Source organism: Paludibaculum fermentans, assembly GCF_015277775.1.
Lineage (GTDB): Bacteria > Acidobacteriota > Terriglobia > Bryobacterales > Bryobacteraceae > Paludibaculum > Paludibaculum fermentans.
On record NZ_CP063849.1, the window covers coordinates 6,607,484 to 6,625,159 of the forward strand.

13 protein-coding genes are annotated in these 17,676 nt (G+C 59.9%); 2 read left to right on the forward strand and 11 right to left on the reverse strand.

Annotated features, from left to right (window positions below):
- The first annotated feature begins 17 nt into the window (after positions 1–17).
- Positions 18–1,253, forward strand: coding sequence for an ABC transporter permease (locus IRI77_RS26015; protein ID WP_194447915.1), 1,236 nt, complete (start codon positions 18–20; stop codon positions 1,251–1,253).
- 3 nt (positions 1,254–1,256) lie between these two features.
- Here the strand turns inward: IRI77_RS26015 and IRI77_RS26020 are convergent, their stop codons facing one another.
- The 6 genes from IRI77_RS26020 to IRI77_RS26045 all read right to left on the reverse strand — a co-directional run bounded on the left by IRI77_RS26020 (position 1,257) and on the right by IRI77_RS26045 (position 7,972).
- Complete coding sequence (locus IRI77_RS26020; RefSeq protein ID WP_194447916.1) at positions 1,257–1,730, reverse strand: RrF2 family transcriptional regulator; 474 nt, start codon at positions 1,728–1,730, stop codon at positions 1,257–1,259.
- Between the two features lie 82 nt (positions 1,731–1,812).
- On the reverse strand, positions 1,813–2,916 hold the full coding sequence (locus tag IRI77_RS26025) for a putative sensor domain DACNV-containing protein (RefSeq protein WP_228486322.1): 1,104 nt from the start codon (positions 2,914–2,916) through the stop codon (positions 1,813–1,815).
- 184 nt (positions 2,917–3,100) lie between these two features.
- Positions 3,101–4,477, reverse strand: a complete 1,377-nt coding sequence (locus IRI77_RS26030) for an O-antigen ligase family protein (RefSeq protein ID WP_194447918.1) — start codon at positions 4,475–4,477, stop codon at positions 3,101–3,103.
- A complete protein-coding gene (locus IRI77_RS26035; protein ID WP_194447919.1) occupies positions 4,474–5,631 on the reverse strand; it encodes a hypothetical protein in 1,158 nt (385 codons plus the stop codon). Before IRI77_RS26035 ends, IRI77_RS26030 begins: the two co-directional genes overlap by 4 nt.
- 129 nt (positions 5,632–5,760) lie before the next feature.
- Entirely contained in the window at positions 5,761–6,342 is a 582-nt protein-coding gene (locus IRI77_RS26040; RefSeq protein WP_194447920.1) for a FecR domain-containing protein, read from the reverse strand.
- Between the two features lie 217 nt (positions 6,343–6,559).
- Complete coding sequence (locus IRI77_RS26045; protein ID WP_194447921.1) at positions 6,560–7,972, reverse strand: MraY family glycosyltransferase; 1,413 nt, start codon at positions 7,970–7,972, stop codon at positions 6,560–6,562.
- A 1,197-nt stretch (positions 7,973–9,169) separates the two neighbouring features.
- Between IRI77_RS26045 and IRI77_RS26050 the strand changes: the two genes are divergently transcribed.
- Positions 9,170–11,509: a choice-of-anchor D domain-containing protein gene (locus tag IRI77_RS26050; protein ID WP_194447922.1), complete on the forward strand. Its 2,340-nt coding sequence runs from the start codon at positions 9,170–9,172 to the stop codon at positions 11,507–11,509.
- A gap of 132 nt (positions 11,510–11,641) precedes the next feature.
- On the opposite strand, the gene IRI77_RS38715 is transcribed toward IRI77_RS26050, so the two are convergent.
- The 5 genes from IRI77_RS38715 to IRI77_RS38720 form a co-directional block, all read right to left on the reverse strand.
- A complete protein-coding gene (locus IRI77_RS38715) occupies positions 11,642–12,406 on the reverse strand; it encodes a WecB/TagA/CpsF family glycosyltransferase (protein WP_194447923.1) in 765 nt (254 codons plus the stop codon).
- A gap of 186 nt (positions 12,407–12,592) precedes the next feature.
- Positions 12,593–13,846, reverse strand: a complete 1,254-nt coding sequence (locus IRI77_RS26060; protein WP_194447924.1) for a glycosyltransferase family 4 protein — start codon at positions 13,844–13,846, stop codon at positions 12,593–12,595.
- 8 nt (positions 13,847–13,854) lie between these two features.
- A complete protein-coding gene (locus IRI77_RS26065) occupies positions 13,855–15,012 on the reverse strand; it encodes a glycosyltransferase family 4 protein (protein ID WP_194447925.1) in 1,158 nt (385 codons plus the stop codon).
- A 403-nt stretch (positions 15,013–15,415) separates the two neighbouring features.
- Entirely contained in the window at positions 15,416–16,165 is a 750-nt protein-coding gene (locus IRI77_RS26070) for a carbohydrate deacetylase (protein ID WP_194447926.1), read from the reverse strand.
- 16 nt (positions 16,166–16,181) lie between these two features.
- Positions 16,182–17,666, reverse strand: a complete 1,485-nt coding sequence (locus IRI77_RS38720) for an O-antigen ligase family protein (protein WP_194447927.1) — start codon at positions 17,664–17,666, stop codon at positions 16,182–16,184.
- Positions 17,667–17,676 lie beyond the last annotated feature (10 nt).

Consider the following 17,676-nt stretch of genomic DNA (forward strand, 5'->3'; position numbering starts at 1 on the left):
TAAGGGAGGGCAAAGCCATGAAGAACCTTCTGGAAAGTGCGCGGATGGCCCTGGCCGCCCTGTCGGCCAACCGGATGCGGTCGTTGCTGACGATGCTGGGCATCATCATCGGCGTGGCGGCTGTGATTGCCATGGTCTCCGTCGGGTCGGGTGCGACGGAGCGGATCAGTGAACAGATCGCCAGCATGGGCAGCAATCTGATCATCGTCATGCCCGGCAGTTTGACCAGCGGCGGCATGCGCATGGGCAGTGGCGCCTCGCTGACGTTGACCGAAGAGGATGCGACGGCGATTGCCGTGGAATGTCCGTCAGTGTCGGTTGCTGCTCCCATGGTCCGCAGCGGAGCGCAGGTGATCTACGGCAACAATAACTGGGCCACCTCGGTGATCGGCACGGTCCCGTCCTATCTCGAAGTCCGCGACCTGACGCTGGACCGTGGTGAGCCGTTCACTACACAGGACATCGACTCGTCCGCACGCGTCGCCCTCTTGGGGCAGACCGTGGTCCAGAACCTGTTCGGCGGCGCGGATCCCGTGGGGCAGACGTTTCGAATCAAAAACGTCCCCTTCACGGTAACCGGTGTACTGACGCCGAAGGGGCAAAACCCGATGGGGCAGGACCAGGATGACGTGATCCTGATCCCGATCTCCACCGCGAAGAAGCGGGTCCTGGGCACAAGCCAGGCCAGTTCGCATTCGATTGGCAATGTCCTCGTGGAAGCGATCGGCCCGTCTCAGATGGACCCGGCGATCGAACAGATGACCCAGTTGCTGCGGCAGCGGCATCACATCCAGCCGGGCTCCGATGATGATTTCTCGGTCCGCAACCTGTCTGAGGTCTTCTCGGCGCAGGAAGAGTCGGCCAACGTGATGGCGATCCTGCTGGGCGCCATCGCGTCGGTTTCGCTGATCGTGGGCGGCATCGGGATCATGAACATCATGCTGGTCTCTGTGACGGAGCGCACGAAGGAGATCGGCATCCGCAAGGCAATTGGAGCTCGCATGGGCGACATCCTCTCGCAGTTCCTGGTGGAGGCAGTGACTCTTTCACTGGTTGGCGGTGTGGCCGGGATTGTCCTGGGCCTGGGTGGATCGTGGGCGATCAGTGCGATTGCACACTGGTCCACGCAGATCAGCCTCTCGGCGATTGCCCTGGCCTTCGTATTCTCGGCGCTGGTGGGAGTCTTCTTCGGCTACTACCCGGCGCGGCAGGCGGCCCGCCTGGATCCGATCCTGGCGCTGAGGTTTGAGTAGCCGCTAAATGTAATACATCAGGGATTCGGCTTCGCTGGCCTGTTCGCGGGCGCCTTCCACCCGGCGAATCACGTCAGCGATGGAGGTGTTGTCCAGGATGCCGGCGATGGCGTCGCGCACCTGGCGCATCACGATGCGCGTCCCGCAGGTGGCGATGTCGACGCATTCGTCGCACTTGCGGAAGGCCGTTTCACTGGCGCAGGGCAAGGGCGCCAGGGGCCCCTCGATGCTGCGGATCACCGCGCCCACGGTGATCTGCTCGGGGGAACGGGCCAGCAGGTAACCCCCGCGGCGCCCCTTCCGGCTGTCCAGGAAGCCAGCGTTCTTGAGATCCAGTAGCAGCTTCTCCAGGAACTCGAGCGGGATCACTTCTTCCTGCGCAATTTTCGCGATCAACACCGGCCCATTCCCGTAGTGGCGGCCCAGGGCGTACAAAGCACGCAGGCTGTATTGGGTCTTCTTCGAGAGGTTCCGCATGTGCTGCCCGGATGTTACACCTCCAGTGTCCCACACGGGTTTGCGCTTCGCGGGCGAAGAGGATTGCGCGCTGGAGCAAAGGCTAGAGCAGTACGGATTCCACACGGCGCGCGTGCACCATGCCGTCGCACTCCGACCACCAGAAAACAGTGAACCGGCCGTCCTGCGAAGCCACCATGGCCACGGCATCTTGTTGATCCTGGATGAATTGCGCCGCGGATAGATGGCGTGTGCCCCCCAGTTGGGAGGGCTCGATCACCGAGGCAAGTGAGCCCTCGATGGGCTCGCTCAGCGTGACTTGCGCGACAGGCGGCGCGCCGCGGCGGCGGATGATCTTGGCGCCAAACGCCAGCACCTCAAAGCGGTCGTTCAGAATCGTAGCGCCGTCCACCGCCGTCAGTCCCGCGACGCTCTCGATCTTTCGCCGCAGTTCTTCGATCGGTGCGGCGCCTGGCCCGGCGGATTCACCAGCCGGCACGGCTGAATAGGCAGGGGAGACCACATAGCCGGGGGGCGACAGGATGGATTCCTGCCAGGATTCTGAAGCGGCCGGAACCAACAGCAGGGCGCCCCCGCGTTGGTGTGCCCGCATGGAGACGGCAAACTGCAGCAGCACGCCGGGCGCATCCTGGGAACGGAACTGCATCTCAATGCCGAGCAGCGGAGTCAGCCTGGAAGGGCATTCCGGCAGGCTGGTCCCGCTGGGGTCGATCATCTTGAGCTGATCACCTTCGATCACCGCGATATTCACGAACTTTCCGGCATCCTCGCCGCGTGTGTACTTGATGACCATCAGGCCCGGCGCCACCACGTCCAGGATCGCGGTCAGGGGCGGCAAATGGTGTGTGGCTCCCCAAGCGGTCAGGACCCCGTTCTCGTGCCAAACCCCAACATGGATGCCGGGACGGTCGACGGCCGGAGCCACCCGGGTCAGCGACTGGGGGGTGAGCACCAGGGGCGGCGCCAGTGTAAGCGGGCTCGGCGTGGAATCGGGTCGCAGGAAGGCCAGGGAGACATGCGGCGCATAACCCTCCTCGCGGCGCAGACTGGCCCAGAAGGCGACATCGATGGCTGCTTCAAGGGTGGCGAGGTCCACACAGGAACTTCGCTGCGGCTCCGCCAGTTTTGAAGTCGCAAACAAACGTTGAAACCGCTCGTGAATTCGCAGGGCAGCGGCTCGGGCCATGGGGTACGCCGATTCAGGCATCACTCTCAGTGTCCGATAGTTGACAAGATTGTGGTGAATTGAGCAAGAGAAAGATGAGCGACAGCAGACAGTCCGGTCGGGCCGCCCGGATATGAACCCGGGACCTCTTGCACCCCAAGATGCCCGCGCAACCCGGCGCCCCTCTCCACACTAAGGACGAAGCTCAAGTACTGGCCAGATCCTCGATCGTCGCGCTTTCCTGTCCGGCGGTTTTGGGCCCAGCTTCAGTTCTTGACCCGGCCGCCAGCCCCAGCACCCATGCCGCCGCCATTGAGTTGGCTGGAACATACAGATTGAAATCGACGAGCGAATGCAGCCAGATCGCCGTCAGCGACCCGCAGCAAGCCATGGCCACATACCGCGCCGGCGAGTCCCCCGCCATCCTCGCGTTGCGAACAGCGCTCCAACTCACGCAAAGCCCCGCGCCCACTACCAGCACAAACCCCAGGACGCCCAACTCCGCCAGCACCTGCAGATAGTCGTTGTGGGCGAAGTTCACAGTTTGCATCGGTGAACCTCGCTGGTATCGGACGAATGTCGGTTCATATGCGCCCAGCCCGCACCCCGCCACCCCATAGTCGGCCACCAACTGGCGTGTATCCTGCCAGATCCGCACCCGGTCGTCCTTCGAGAGATCCTCCCGCACCGCAATGCTCGCAAAGCGGCCAATCAACGCGTCCGTAGGCAGGAATACGGCACCAGCCATGACGGTTGCGGCCGCGGCTATGACCACCGCCCCCTTTAGGCGTCGGCCCTCCACCCGGGCCCATAGGATGAGCAGTCCGGTCGTCCCCAGCGCAGCCAGGGCAGACAGGAAACCCATGCGGGAAAGCGATAGCAGCGTTGCGCACAGAATTCCTGCCGCGAGCCCCAGCAGTAGACACGCCGCCACTGTCGCTCCAACCGCAGGGCGCCGCTTCCGATGACCCTCAACTGGCCGGAGCCTCCACGCCGCCAGTGCGACTAGGAATGGGAGGCTCATCGCCAACAAACCCGCGAAGTGATTCCGGTTCGCGTAGGTGCCCGTCACCACCTCGCCACCTTCAGTCATTCCGTACTGCACCAGCCCGAGCACGGCCTCCGCCAGAGCCATCAGCATCAGGGGCGCCGCCGCCCGCCAAATCCCGAGGTGCCGTTCGCGGACCACGGTTCTCACAACCAGCAGTGTGAGCACGCAGCCCAGCAATTGGAGCCACCTCTGCCAGGTGGCACTCACCTGATTCGAGAGGGGCGCCCAACTGGCCGCATCCGTCACCGGTGCCAGCGCCTGCAGCAGCTCAGCTCTCGCCGGAGATAGGTGGCTCATCAGCCCGAGAGGCAGCGGAACCATCTGCCCGGCGGCAATCAGCAACAACGCCACCGGCAGCACCACCGCCGGTGCTCGCCAGTTGTCCTCACGCGCCCGCCAGCCCACGCAGCAGGCCGCCAGTCCAATCAGGGCCAACGCGAGATTCGAATCCCTCGCCTCCACTCCGGCGAAATTCAAGAGCATCCAGCCCAGCGCCGCACTGAGCAGCCCGATGGCCACCGCCTTTGTCACCTGGGCTCCAGTCTGAGTGCCCGCACCCACGCCACGCCCCGAACACGGTTGTCGAGCTTTTCCGACGAGTGTCGGACCAGGCCCAGTTCCAACACGCGAGTGCCCATCGGTACATCCAGATCGTAGACCCAGCTCTCCCACGCGTTGGTCCCACTCAACTGCCTGCTCTCAAATGAGAATCGTTGGGGCCTCTCCGGGTCCCTCACCCGCAGAAGCAGCCCTTCATTCGTTGAGAGGCCGTCGGACTTCACACGCGCCTTCATCCGCCATCGCCCCGCCCCCACCGGGATCGTCTGGGTCACGTGCTGGAACTCGACATTCTCCGCCCCCAGGAATTCGACCTGTATCGTTCCTTCTTCCTCAAATCCAATCCGCACACCCGCACACACCCCCACGTGCCAGTCAAAGGGCCCCGGTAGGAAAGGCTGTAGGAACTTCGGATTGAACACCAGGTTCCCTGGCTCTCTCCTTTCCGCCTGGTTCACTTGCCCATCCCAGATTCGGCGCGCCTCCTCGATGCGGCCCCACTTCACCAAAGCGCTGGTGTAGGTGCTCAGCGCCTCCCTCGTAATCAGTCCCCGTCCGGACAACCAGGCCCAGGCCGCGCCAGCCCCCGCTTCGTGATCATTGCCCGCCTCGTCGGCCAGCCAGGCGGCACCCGCCCCCGCATCCTCCGGAACACCGCTCCGCTTCAACTCTTCCAGGCTGGTCCCGGACTCGCGGTAGTAGCGAAAGACGACCGCGTCATACTCCCGCGAGATCGCCAACAGTCTCGCCCCCGTCCGCAATACCCCGTCTTTACTCTCACGCCCCATCCAGTAATTCAGCGCCCTCGCCTGCACCGGCCCTACCCACGGCCCCAACTGCTCGGCGCGGCGCACGCAGTATGCCCCGGATTCCATCTGGCCCTGCGCCGCCAAATGGAGCCCCCTGCTCATCCAGGCATAGGGTGATGCCGCGTCCAGTCGCAAAAGGTCTCGATCCATCCCTGGCCGGTTCTCCGCAGGCTCCGCGGCCCGCAGTATTTCCAGTTCGCATCCGCCCAGGCGGCAGGCCACCCAGGCCCGGCGCCACCCGGCCAGCTCATTCAGCCACAGACTTGCGCCACCGCCGGCCACCGCTGCCAACCCCAGCATCACCATCAGAATTCGCAACTGGCTCTCCTCCACAAAAAAGGCGCCTACTCGCGGAGGCAGTTCTCAGCAAGTACGCGCCTTCATTCCTCTTCCCGGCACGCAGGCCGTCAAGGTCCGCGTGCCTACCGGCACTCGCCCCGGCTCAGTTTAGTGCCAGGCGTCACGGTTGGGCGGTCTCGGCGGCTCCGGGTGCCGCGGCAGCTGCGGGTGCCCGTGATACCTGCTGACCGGATCCGGACAATTGGTCCACGTGCCACCCCACGGCGCCTCTCCATACATCCGCTCCACCAGCGCGGCGGACGACGCCCCATTCTGGGATCCGAAGTAACCGGCGTCAACCACTGTCGAAACGGCGCCCTTCTCGTTCCTCGTCACACCCACCAGCGCCGGTGCCCGCTCCACTCCGTAGAGCCCGACCGAATCCGCGGCCTTCAGGCGGAACGACGCCTCCCCTTTCACCACCTTCAGGGAAACCCGGCCGGCCTTCTCCACCAGCTGGATCGTTGACTCCTTCGCTACCAGCACATTGCTCCCGTCCTTGAACGTCAGCAGGGCCGCCCCTTCCTGTGTCGCCAGGCTATCGCCTGGGAATACCGCCCAACCGCCTGCGCCGGAAACCGGAACCACCTTGCCCCGCAAGGTGAAGGCAATCCCGCTGTCCACCGTTGCCACTGGCTGTGACGCCATCAACGCGCCACCGAACGCAATCATGACTATCAGACTTCGCATCGTACTCGACTCCTCTCACTTTGCCCACGCCGCGATCCACTGTTGTGCGCTGCCGGCAGTACCTGCTTCGTCAGTCAATACTACTGCCGCCATCTACCTCAGGCAAGGCATAAGATGTTGAAACGAAACACCTTGTATAACATCTGCTAGCGCTCGGTATAACACCTTGCACAGCCCGGCCCTTCCTCGAGCCGCCCGCGCGCTCTATGAACAGCCATCACTTGCCGCCGGCAGCCGCGGCTGCAGCGCGTGCCGGCTCCGGCTTGATCTGCCCGGCAATCTCCACCAGGCTGCCGCCCATTGCCATTCGGGTATGCAGGATCGTCGCGAGCGGCACCAGGGCTCCGCCCGGCACGGACTCTTCCGTAAAGCGGTGCCGCAACTCCACCAGCCCGTTGCCCTCCAAGGGAACCTGCATCGTCCAGACGCCGGGACACGATCCAACGCCCCCGCATTCCGTAGGGCAGCGGGATTCCCACAGTCGCCCTCTTTGCTCCACTCTGACCTTGCAGAAGCCGAGTTCCCGGTACGCGGCCTCCAGTGCGACCAACCGCCCCGTCATGCCGCCGGCCGCGCTCATCGCTTCGTCCATCTGCTGTAGCGCCAGTTGGGTCTGCAAGGTCCTTCGAAACGCACCGTGGAACACCATCCGGCTCGCCATGCCGATCTCGACATAACCCAGGCTCTGCACGCCAGCCCACGCGCCCACCCCAAAAATCACGAGCACCAGGCCGGAGGATGCACCCTGCCCTGCACCCAGCAGCAGCGACAGCACGGCCACCACGCCGGAAACTCCATACAGCACCAGCACCGCTCGCCTCGGAGTCATGCCCATGTCCAGCAGCTTGTGATGGATGTGCCCGCGGTCCGCCCCGAACACCGGTTTGCTGCGCAGGAACCTCCGGATCACCGCCACTGCCGTATCCATCAAGGGCACCGCAAACGCCATCAGCGGCGCGGTCATACCCAGTAGAGTCGCTGACTTGTGGCTCCACAGAACCCCATAGCAGCCCAGCAGGAAGCCAATCGTATAACTCCCGCTGTCACCCAGGAAGATGGATGCTGGATTGAAGTTGTAGCGCAAGAAGCCCAACAGCGCCGCTGCTAGCGGGACCGTGGCCAGTACCAGGGGATAGTTCTCACCGATCAGCCCCGCCACCAGGACGGTCAGGGTGGCAAACAAGCCCACCCCCGTCGCCAGGCCATCCACGCCGTCTATCAAATTGAACGCGTTCGTGCACAAGAGCAGCCAGAACACCGTCACCGGCACGGCTACCCAGGAAGCCAGTGGGTGGCCCCCGACGCTGCCGACGCACACTCCGCAGAGAACGGCCGTCACGGCGGCCAGGCACTGTACGCCGAACTTGGTCCAGGGCCGCAGTGTTTTCAAATCGTCCAGCAGGCCAACCAGGAAGACCATCCCGACGGCTGGAGCCAGCCGCCACACCAACCCCAGGTCTCCGGCGACAATCCGGCCACCCTGCGTGCCCATCGCCAGCAGCACCCCGTACGCCATCGTGCACGAAACCGCAATCGCAATCCCGCCCACCCGCGGAATCGCCCCCGCATGCGTCTTCCGGACACCATCCGCCGCGTCGGTCATGCCCCATCGCCGGAACAGGTTCCGCACTAATGGAGTCGCCACCATCACTGTCGCAAAAGCTACCACCGCTAATAAGATGATCGAATACATAATTGCCTCAGGATCGTTATTGCCTCAGGATCGTTCTCGATAGGAGACGCAAGACCCGAATCACGCTCAATAATCGCTATAGATGAATTGACTGTTGGGGGTCACTCGTGCCGTGCTGGCGCATTGCCTGCAAACCGGCCAATATTAGTAACTCAACATGAATGGAACGGGCCTTTCGCTACCGTGTTCGCCGGGCCGGCACGGCCAGGCGTGCCATTCTCCGCAGGTGCGACAGGACCCGGGAAAGGGGAGTTTCCTCATTCAGGCCGCGTTGACTACGTTCAACGGTCGGCGCCGCAAATCGCCACACCTCTCGCACGCCATAAGCGGAAACTGTCCAATCCGGTTCACTCTCACATCGTGCAACCACCCTCTGCCCTTCCTCTCACGCCCGGCGGGTACAGTAAGAGGATGAATCCACTCGTCAACGTGACAATGCGGATCCCGCTCGACAGAGTCTTCGGAGATCGAAGTTGCGCGCCACGCAGCGCCAATTATTCTTAATCCATTTGAGTGAAGGTAAGGCCGGCTAGGAATACAGCACTCACTCGTACTATTGGCATTCCGATGTCATCGCTAACAACCTGCCTGCCGCCACGCGGTACAAAGAAGGCTGAAAAGCACCCAGTGAAGATTCCGCTCGCCGCATGCCTCGAAGAGCCTTCAGGAAGCAGTATTGAGCTGACGATGCAGGGCAATCTCCCAAGCAAATAGGGGAGAACATCCGTACGTGCTAGTGCCTTCCGCTCCTCCCGGCAGCTTGTCTATCAAGCGATAAGGAAATCATGAGGTAGACGGCTGGGTAGCGCTCAGTACCATGACCGCGTTAGCCCTCGCCGTCGCTATCAATCAATGATCTTAAGTAACAAGTCCAAGCCCGCCACCGCAGTACCAGGGGGCCCTTCATTCCAGTCCATCTCAAGATGGATCTCCGGAGGTGCAATCCTTACCGCACGCATAGCCGCCCACCTTGCCGTACTTTCAGCGATCATCCTTCTTCGCGGTGCAGAGCCCTCATCAGGGCTTGTCATCAACGTGGATGGTGTCCAGCAGACACTGCAGAGCGCACTGCTGGCTTCTCGATCCGCCGCTCCTGGCACACCTCGCACAATCGTCCTGCGTGGTGGGCGCTACTTGCTGTCAAGCCCGCTCATTCTCACGCCGCAAGACTCAAACCTCGCGATCCAATCGGCGTCCGGAGAGCGTGCCGAACTCTGCGGCGGTCGACGAATCACCGGATGGCGTCAGGAAGGGAGCGGTCCGGTCTGGGTGGCAAGCCTGCCCGACTTGAACCACCAGCCCTGGAGGTTCCGTGTCCTCATCGTGGGTGGTCAGTTGTCAACTCGCGCCCGCCTGCCGGAGAGTGGATACTTCAAGGATCTTGGACCAGACTTCCAGGTCGGGAGTCGAATAGCGACAAGCGCCGAACTAACCACCTTGAACTACAGCGCTGCGGATCTTGGGCCATGGCTAAACCTGCAAAGCGCAGAAGTCCGCGTCTATCGCGTCTGGGATGAGTCCTTGTCCAAAGTGGCGTGGCTCAATGATGTCAATCATACAATCGGCCTCTCCACGCCGCTCCGCTTCCCACCAGGCGCTTACGGCATACATAAGTATGAAGTCCTGAATGTCAGGGAAGGCCTGCGCGCTCCCGGCCAATGGTTCCTTAACTATGCAACGAACGAGGTTTTTTACTGGCCTAGGTCAGGCGAAGACATGACAACTACTGAGGTCTGGGCGCCAGTCACGGAAGTGCTCCTGCGTATTGAGGGAACGAATGTGCCGGTGAAGAACATCACGCTAAGCAATCTCGATTTCTCAATTACCGATGCACCTCCCAGGTCCAGTGGCTTCTCAGGGGCTGGTTATGATGGCGCTGTAAGCATGTCGGACGTGGATACAATCACCCTCTCTGGCGTTAGGATAAGACGAGTAGGCGCCAGCGGTATACAAGCAAGCAACACACAGAATATGCGTGTCCTTGCCTCGGAGTTCACTGAGACTGGGGCTTGCGCCATCTCCACGTATAACAGCAATGATCTCGAGATCGCCGACTCACGCGTTCAACTCGCCGGGCACTCGACACCTGCCGCGGCCGGTATGGTCCTGCTGGGAGACAGGATGCATGTCCACCACAATGAGATCCGCGGGGTCCCCTATTCTGGCATCTCCGTCGGAGGGCAATCTCCACTAGTCGAATACAATCATGTCTTTAACGTAATGCAGTTGATGTCCGACGGAGCGGCCTATTATGTGGACGGAGGCCGTGCCGGTACCATCCGCAACAACTGGGCAAATGATGTTGGCGTAGGCATCGCCAGCCAGGCGCCAGCCTACTATCTGGACGAAGAGACCAGCGGCTTCTTGATTGAGCACAATGTTGCCATGGTGACGAACTGGATGCTGCACGTGCATATGGCCATCTCGAACACCGTGCACGACAACAGCTTCATCAGCTCCGGAGATGCCCGCCTGACCTTCCAGGGATCCAAGGCAACTCTCCTTACTCGGAACGTAGTCTATGCGGCTGGACAGCTGAGCTATGAGGCCGCTCCGGATGCCATTTCGTCACAGTCGGGCAGCATCCTGTTTAGTGGTACTCACAAAATGGAACTGGTTCGAGTGGATGCTAATTTCCAGAGAACTCCCCTTGACTCCACTGGAAATCTGATTGCGGATCCAGTTTTTCGAGATATGCCGCGCAATGATCTATATCTGATGCCGGCATCACCCGCCTTGGCCATTGGTGTGTCGCAACCCCTCACGCTTTCGGATGTCGGGCCGCGGACGTTGCCCACCATCGATGCACCCGCCACGCCGCCGGTGTTGTCGTATACCTTGACTCCTCAATCACTGAGCTTCGGCAATCAGCTCGTCGCGACAACAAGCACGCCTCAGATCGCAAGACTCTCCAATACCGGCACATTGCCGATAACGATAGGGAAAGTCCAGCTGGCAGGCACAGCGCCAGGTAACTTCAATCTGTCAACGAGTTGCCCAACCATCGTGCCAGCACGTTCTAGCTGCGATATCGCAATCACTTTCAAGCCGACGAACGCCAACCCGAGCCTGAAAAATGCAGCGCTGGACGTATACTTGACGACCCCTGCCGTGAAACTGTCGGTAGCGCTCAGCGGGGCAGGAATCGTCCCCACTTTCTCACTCTCTCCTGCGTCCTTGGTCTTTCCCTTGCAGAAGGTAGGGACAGCCAGCGCGGCTCAGGCTGTGACCATGCGTAACACGGGTAGTCTGCCAGTGACGATGACAAGTATATCCCTCACTGGCGTGGCGCCCGGCAACTTTGCCCAGTCGAATAACTGCGGTACAACACTGAAGGTTGCCTCGACTTGCACCATTAACGTCACGTTCAAGCCAACCAATGCGGCGCCAAGCGTCAAGACCGCATCCTTGACAATTAGTGCTCCAGCGCCGGCAGCTTCGCAATCTATCACTTTAAGCGGAGCCGGGAAGTAGCTCTGCCGCGCATCGGCGCCAGTCGCGTCGCGCAACATTTAGGGATTTGCATATGATTGCTCCTGACGTGGCGGAATATCCATCGTGATCATGTGAGCTAGCTATATGCTCTCCTGTCATCGGGTTGCGGAGCTATCCGTGACTGGCATTCTCGCTGATTCGTTGTGCAATAATTCTCGCAACGAAGATCGGGCTATCCAGGTTCCTTCGCCAAAGACGCCGAGGTTCATGAGCCAGCCGAAAGGCCCATTCGAGACCCGCTCGTCGAATCCAGTAAGGCGCCCAGGGGACGGTACCGGCATGAAAGTCGAATGCCGCCCCCACGCCTACTAGGGCAGCAGCCCGAACACGCCCTACGTGGCTCTCCATCCACTTCTCCTGCCTTCCCGTCCCGAGCCCCACCCAGACTACGTCTGGATTGGCCGCATTGATCTGTTCGACGAGGTCTGCGTCCTCCAGCGGCGTCAGTTCACGAAACGGGGGGCAGATGGTGCCACAAACATTGAGACCGGAGAATCTCTCCCTTAGTCGTGACACCAGGGAATCGGCGACTCCCTCCCCGCCCCCATAAAAGAAATGACGCAGCCCTGCCGATCTTCCTCCATCGCAGATATCCAGCACCAATGACGGCCCAGCTACTCTCTGTATGTGCCTATGCCCGAGCAGATACCCGCCTACCGTAATGCCGACTCCGTCTGCCAGGATAAGGTCTGAACCAGTTATGGCAGAGCGGACCTGCTCTTCGCGGTGACACACTAGAACGCTGTGCGGATTGACACAGGATATGTATCCACGATGCTTCGCAATACGCCACTGGATCAACTTCGCTAGGACCTCAGCCGGGGAGACCATGTCAATCGACACCCCCAGCATATCGACTCTTCTGTCATTTTCCATCTAGGTTGCTCATTTCATTCCACTTGCCTGATCGGAGTGCGCTCCTGCTTCTCAGTTGGCAATTCAAGATGTCCGCATCCTCGGTGGCTAGCCCATGCGCCACCCGGCCAGGAGTTGATCGATTGGCCTGAGGCTCCTCCGGCACATGCCGGCGACTCGCGCTGCTGGATCCCAATCGAGTTCTGCTCAGTGAACTTTGGCGGCCGATACGGAGTTCGCTTTTCCCTGGGAGGCTTGGCGCGCCCGCCGGTGTTCCATCGCCATCGCATAGACCCTGGAAGTGATGCGCAGGTGAGCCGCCTCCGTGTACGAACGCTCAAAGCTAATGCGCCCACAGGCGCCGAGGGATTGCGCCCGCTTATCGTCCCCCCAGAGTTGCTCGATGATGTTGGCCAATTCGGCGGCATCTCCAGGCCTCACCAGCAGACCGTTCTCCCCGTCTTGGATGATCGACGCAATCGATCCAATTTGGGACGCAACCACGGGAACGCCATGCGCGAAGGCTTCCCGTATGACCATCGGGAACCCTTCAAACGACAGGGAAGGGACAACGAGCAGGCGTGATTTGCGAATGCGATCCTGGACATCGTCGAAAGAGAGTTGGCCGAGGAACGTGATTGGCAGCTTGGCCTCCTCCGCATCCCGCATCAGGCTGCACAGCTCACGTCCGGAACCGATAACTTCAAGCCGAGGTGCTTTCTCTCTCATTTGCTTCCAGGCCGAAAGCAGCACTTGCACACCCTTTTCCGATGTCAACCGGCCGACAAAGATTGCTTTGGGTTCCCGAGCATCCCAAGGCAGCGGTTGGGGTGCATTCGGATAACAATTAGGTTTGACGTGGATTCGATCCGCTGGCAGGCCGCCCCTGACTAGCAAGTCACGTTGAAACTCGCTCAGTGCAATAAAGGCATCTACGTGCCTGCACCACGTACCCAGGGCTCGATGCACGGCAATCATCGATGCCACTGGCGCTGTCGATGCCAAGCTTGACCTATAGCAGCGAAATCTGAGCGCCGAACGAACGGAGTGCTCGTCAATACAGCGCATGCATGGGGCGCCATCGCGAAAACACAGCCCATTGGCGCAAAACATTCTGGAGTTGTGCACAGTCAGGACAGTCGCGGTGGGAGTGCCTCTAGCTGCCAGGAACACCGCTGGAGAGAACTGGGGAAAGGTATTGTGAACGTGCAGTATGTTGGGGGCAGCGTTCTGGATTGTCGCTCTAACTTCGCCGACAGCGGCTGCATTCCATGTGGCGCGGATTCCAATGCCTAGCTTCCGGCATCCACTCCAGTCCGTAATATCGTCGTTGTATCGTACGATCTCCGTCACGTCCCACGGTGTCGACGTTTTGAGGATCTTGCGCTCAGTATCAAAGACTTCGTTCTCGCCCGACGGGGCCGTGGTGCAATAGTAATTATGCAGCAATAGAACTTTCATATGCCTAACTACACTCCTCGGCGCTTTTGAGTCACACGTTCGATGGCTGCTGAAAACGCATCTACCATTTGCTCCTGTCCCCAGGTCGCAATTCGGCTTCGGGCATTCGCTGAGAGCTTGCCGCGTAGCGCCTGATCGTCTACAACACGCGACACTGCAGCCGCAATTGCATGCGCATCCCTTTCGGGAACGATGAATCCGTTCTCACCGTCACGCACCAGGCCGCCATCGGCCGCGCCTACGGCATTCGTAGCAATGACCGGAACACCTTGATTGAACGCTTCGTTGACCACCAGGCCCCATGACTCTTTCCATCCGTGGCTCGTAACACTTGCGATCACGAAGACGGTCGCCGCGGCGTAGTAGCGGACAGTATCGTACGGCGACATATAACCGGCGAATCGAACACGTTCAGCTATCTTGAGCTCTTTGGCCAGAGCTTCAATTTGCTCCCGCTCAGGGCCCGTTCCCACTAAGACAAGGATGAGGTTGCGCGCGGTCGCCGCTTCAGCGAAGCCTCTGATCAGGTATTGCAGCCCTTTTATTTCAACAAGTCTTCCGACAGATAGAACTATGCGGGCATCGTCCGGGATCTGAAGGGAACTTCTCAGTTCTTCAACCTCCTGCAAGCTGACCGGCCTGGAGTAAAAGGCGTTTGTCACGGCATGCTGGCTTGTGATGATGTTTTCAGATGGCACGCCATTTGCTATCAAATACCTGCTGACATGCTCGCCATAGGTGACAACGGCATCTGCGTGACGGCACACCGCGTTGTTGAGCTTTGCAAATAAACGGCTGAGTCGCGTATCTAGCACACTCCAATCGCCGGTCCAGATGATGAAAGGGTGACGGCGCGCCATGCAGGCCAATGCCACCACGGGAAGGGCGAATTTGCCATTCAGGCATTTGACTGTCACATCGCTATTGTCAAGCCATGCGATTGGTATGAGACCCGGCGCAATACGCACGCCGCCAAAGCGAAATCCTTTCAGGTATGTATATTGAAAATGCCCGCTTGCGGTTCCGTTCTCCTGCAGCCAGTTCTTCTCCCTTCCATCCGAGAACAAGACAAAGCGTGTCTGGTATCGCTGCGCTAACAACCTAAAAGTCTCAACTCGATAATGTGGTATGAAATTGGTGATAAAAGTGAGTCGAAGAGACGTCATGCTTGCATTCATACTCAGTAGTCCTATGGGTGTACCCTTGGTCGCTGGGTCGCACTTGCCCTCCAGTTGCGCGCGGTGCGCCGTACTTGCCAAAGACCGCGTCAACGCCGCCAGAAAAAGACCACGGGGGGAGTGCCCTCCTGCCCGGCAGTTCCCTCATCCCCAATGCCGGCGGTGGCTCCGTCGGGCTGTCTAGGGCCGAGGAGCCCCGGGTCAGGGTGGATCCTGCCTTCGGGGCGGCTTGTCCGCAATGCTCACCGCCGCAATTGCTGCTACCAGGAGCAAGACGCCGGCACGCTGTTCGCACGCTCGCGCCACAGTGCTAAGCAGGAATGAGATCACCTATCGTGTGAGCTGCCAGCCATGATTTGCGGCTGTAGAGTTGGTGCCTGCGGGAATAGTTTCAACGAAGTTGATCGTAGCCAATCAAATGATGCTTCACCGCCATGGAGCGCCATTGCTGGGATGCTAACAACACATCATCTTCATGGTGATCCGGGTGGCCCGGGTGAACCATGATCTCAAGACTTCTGATCTTCTCCTTCAGGCGCGAATGAGCACTCAGAAAGGTCGGAAGATCCGTGAAGGCGTCGGTTGCTATGCCATTGGTGCCAACCATAAGTCCTAAATGACATGCTACACGCCAGGCAAGAACGCAGTAATTATAGCAGCTGTCGAATGCGTAAACATTCTTCCCGCGTCGAACTCGCCTGATGCCGAAGTCTTTCTGTAGTGCTCGTATAACAGGGTAGAGCTGAGGCAAGGTATGGATATGATGGTGTGAATCTAGATGGGTAGGTTGAATCCCGCTTCGGATAACTTCTCGTATCTGGGCAGACCACTCAAGATAGACAGCGTGAACGAGCATTCGAGTTGGATAAATACGCCTGATCTTTCCATTGAACGCGCCGTCTGCATTCAGCAATGGTTTAAGCGCCGCGTCGCTTGTAAGCGGAAAGAACTCCGTCGCATTCAGGTGCACTCCGACGGAGCTCGGTGCCCGGCGCTGAAGCTGCGAGATGGCATCGCGAAATGCCGGTGCATTTGCCATCACCGTTGTGGACGTGATTCGATTGGAATCCAGTGCTTGCAGAATGGCAGCATTGGTCTGCTCGTCCCTGCCTAGGTCATCTGCATTTACGATGATGTACATGGGAGTGTTTGTGTAGTCAGGTTCCAGGGCTCGTACAATGACTCGATCTGGTGATGCCCGGCTTTACTGCTGATCCACTGTTTACCTTGTTGCATCGTGGGGGAGGTGGCCAGGAGGCAACGCAGAAGCCGAAAAGTATACTGGATCCGCGCAAATCATAGGTGATATTGGCTATGCACAAACAGTAGATAACAAGAGGTAGCACTGACTCTCGAGTCATCATGCGCAAAGGGGAAACGAGTGAGCGCAAACGAAAGCCGGCGATGACCGGAGGACCTAGTATGAACAGTGTGCCGAGGCCTCCGGTTTCCACCAGCAACTCCAGGAGTACATTGTGCGGCGAGGAGCCAAATGGGCTCTCTATGTACGACTCGCTGCCCGGCAGTGACAATCCGTCGATGTAATAACCGCCCAGGCCATGACCTGCAACCGGCCCCTCTTTGATGCGCTGTATTGCTGCGGTCCAGTTGACTGAGCGGTTAAGGCGTTCGGATGTAGACGCCCCGTCGTGCACCACTTGCGTCAGCAACGGGTTGTTAGTCGCCAGCCCTCCGGCCGCCACGCCAAAGATGATGAGTGTTGCGGCTCCAGCAAGGCCAATGGTTGCGCGGCTGCGGGTTGCCCTAAAGAGGACTAGCGAAACAATTGAAATGAACAAGGCGGCAAGAGCCGCGCGCTGCCCCGCGGAACTGACGACAACGAGCGAAACTAGTGCGGTTGCTGTGAGTAGGCAGACGGCCGGTTTCGTTCGCATACCTGGGGCCATGCCCGGCACGCTGCCGAATATCATCGCCAGGCTCCATCCTGCCAATTGCGCTATTGGGCGGGAACCAACGAAATCTCCACCGGGTGTGAGCGCCATTCCAGCCAGCCTCACCCCTCCAAAAGACAGCAGACTGGAAGGCCGAACCGCGGGCTGGGTGTAGAAGAGCACGCTTAGACAGAAGACTGATGCGGCACATGCGATAACGGCCAGGTCGGATAGGGACATCTTGCGGCCTCTTATCATCACGGAGCCCGCAAGTGCTGAGGCTACAATTCCTAGCGCAAACCCCGTGATCTTGTCACGTGCATATTCCGTCTGCGGACCGAATAGATAAGCTGTCAAAACAACAATGGCGACCACAGAAAGCCAGGAGAGAGCCGCAGGCTGGATCCTGAACGCAGCGCGTCGCTGGCGAGTGGACCAACTTGCCAGTAGTAATGCACCTGCCGCTCCTGCGAGTGGAGCTCCAACTGGCGGCAGATTGAAGAGCTCCAGGCCGGCCCGGAAAACATAGGGGCCGAGGAGGAATGATGCGGCTGCAAGCGTGTGGGAAGAAGCACCAACGCACGACAGCAGCACTCCTCCCATTGCCGCCGCTGGGCCAAGGAGTCCTCCTGGCTGAGCAGCCATGTACATTACCGAGATGCCAATGGCAACCGCCTGCGCAAGCCGTGCGCCGGAAACGGTATTCCTGCGGATTGTGTGGACGCTGCGCCATGTATTGCTTGGGAGCATGGTTCGATCA

Bases quoted from the DNA above. Each gene is read 5' to 3' on its own strand.
- IRI77_RS26015 (WP_194447915.1), top strand. From the start codon at position 18: ATGAAGAACCTTCTGGAAAGTGCGCGGATGGCCCTGGCCGCCCTGTCG.
- IRI77_RS26020 (WP_194447916.1), bottom strand. From the start codon at position 1,730: ATGCGGAACCTCTCGAAGAAGACCCAATACAGCCTGCGTGCTTTGTAC.
- IRI77_RS26025 (WP_228486322.1), bottom strand. From the start codon at position 2,916: ATGGCCCGAGCCGCTGCCCTGCGAATTCACGAGCGGTTTCAACGTTTG.
- IRI77_RS26040 (WP_194447920.1), bottom strand. From the start codon at position 6,342: ATGCGAAGTCTGATAGTCATGATTGCGTTCGGTGGCGCGTTGATGGCG.
- IRI77_RS38715 (WP_194447923.1), bottom strand. From the start codon at position 12,406: ATGGAAAATGACAGAAGAGTCGATATGCTGGGGGTGTCGATTGACATG.
- IRI77_RS26060 (WP_194447924.1), bottom strand. From the start codon at position 13,846: ATGAAAGTTCTATTGCTGCATAATTACTATTGCACCACGGCCCCGTCG.
- IRI77_RS26065 (WP_194447925.1), bottom strand. From the start codon at position 15,012: ATGACGTCTCTTCGACTCACTTTTATCACCAATTTCATACCACATTAT.
- IRI77_RS26070 (WP_194447926.1), bottom strand. From the start codon at position 16,165: ATGTACATCATCGTAAATGCAGATGACCTAGGCAGGGACGAGCAGACC.
- IRI77_RS38720 (WP_194447927.1), bottom strand. From the start codon at position 17,666: ATGCTCCCAAGCAATACATGGCGCAGCGTCCACACAATCCGCAGGAAT.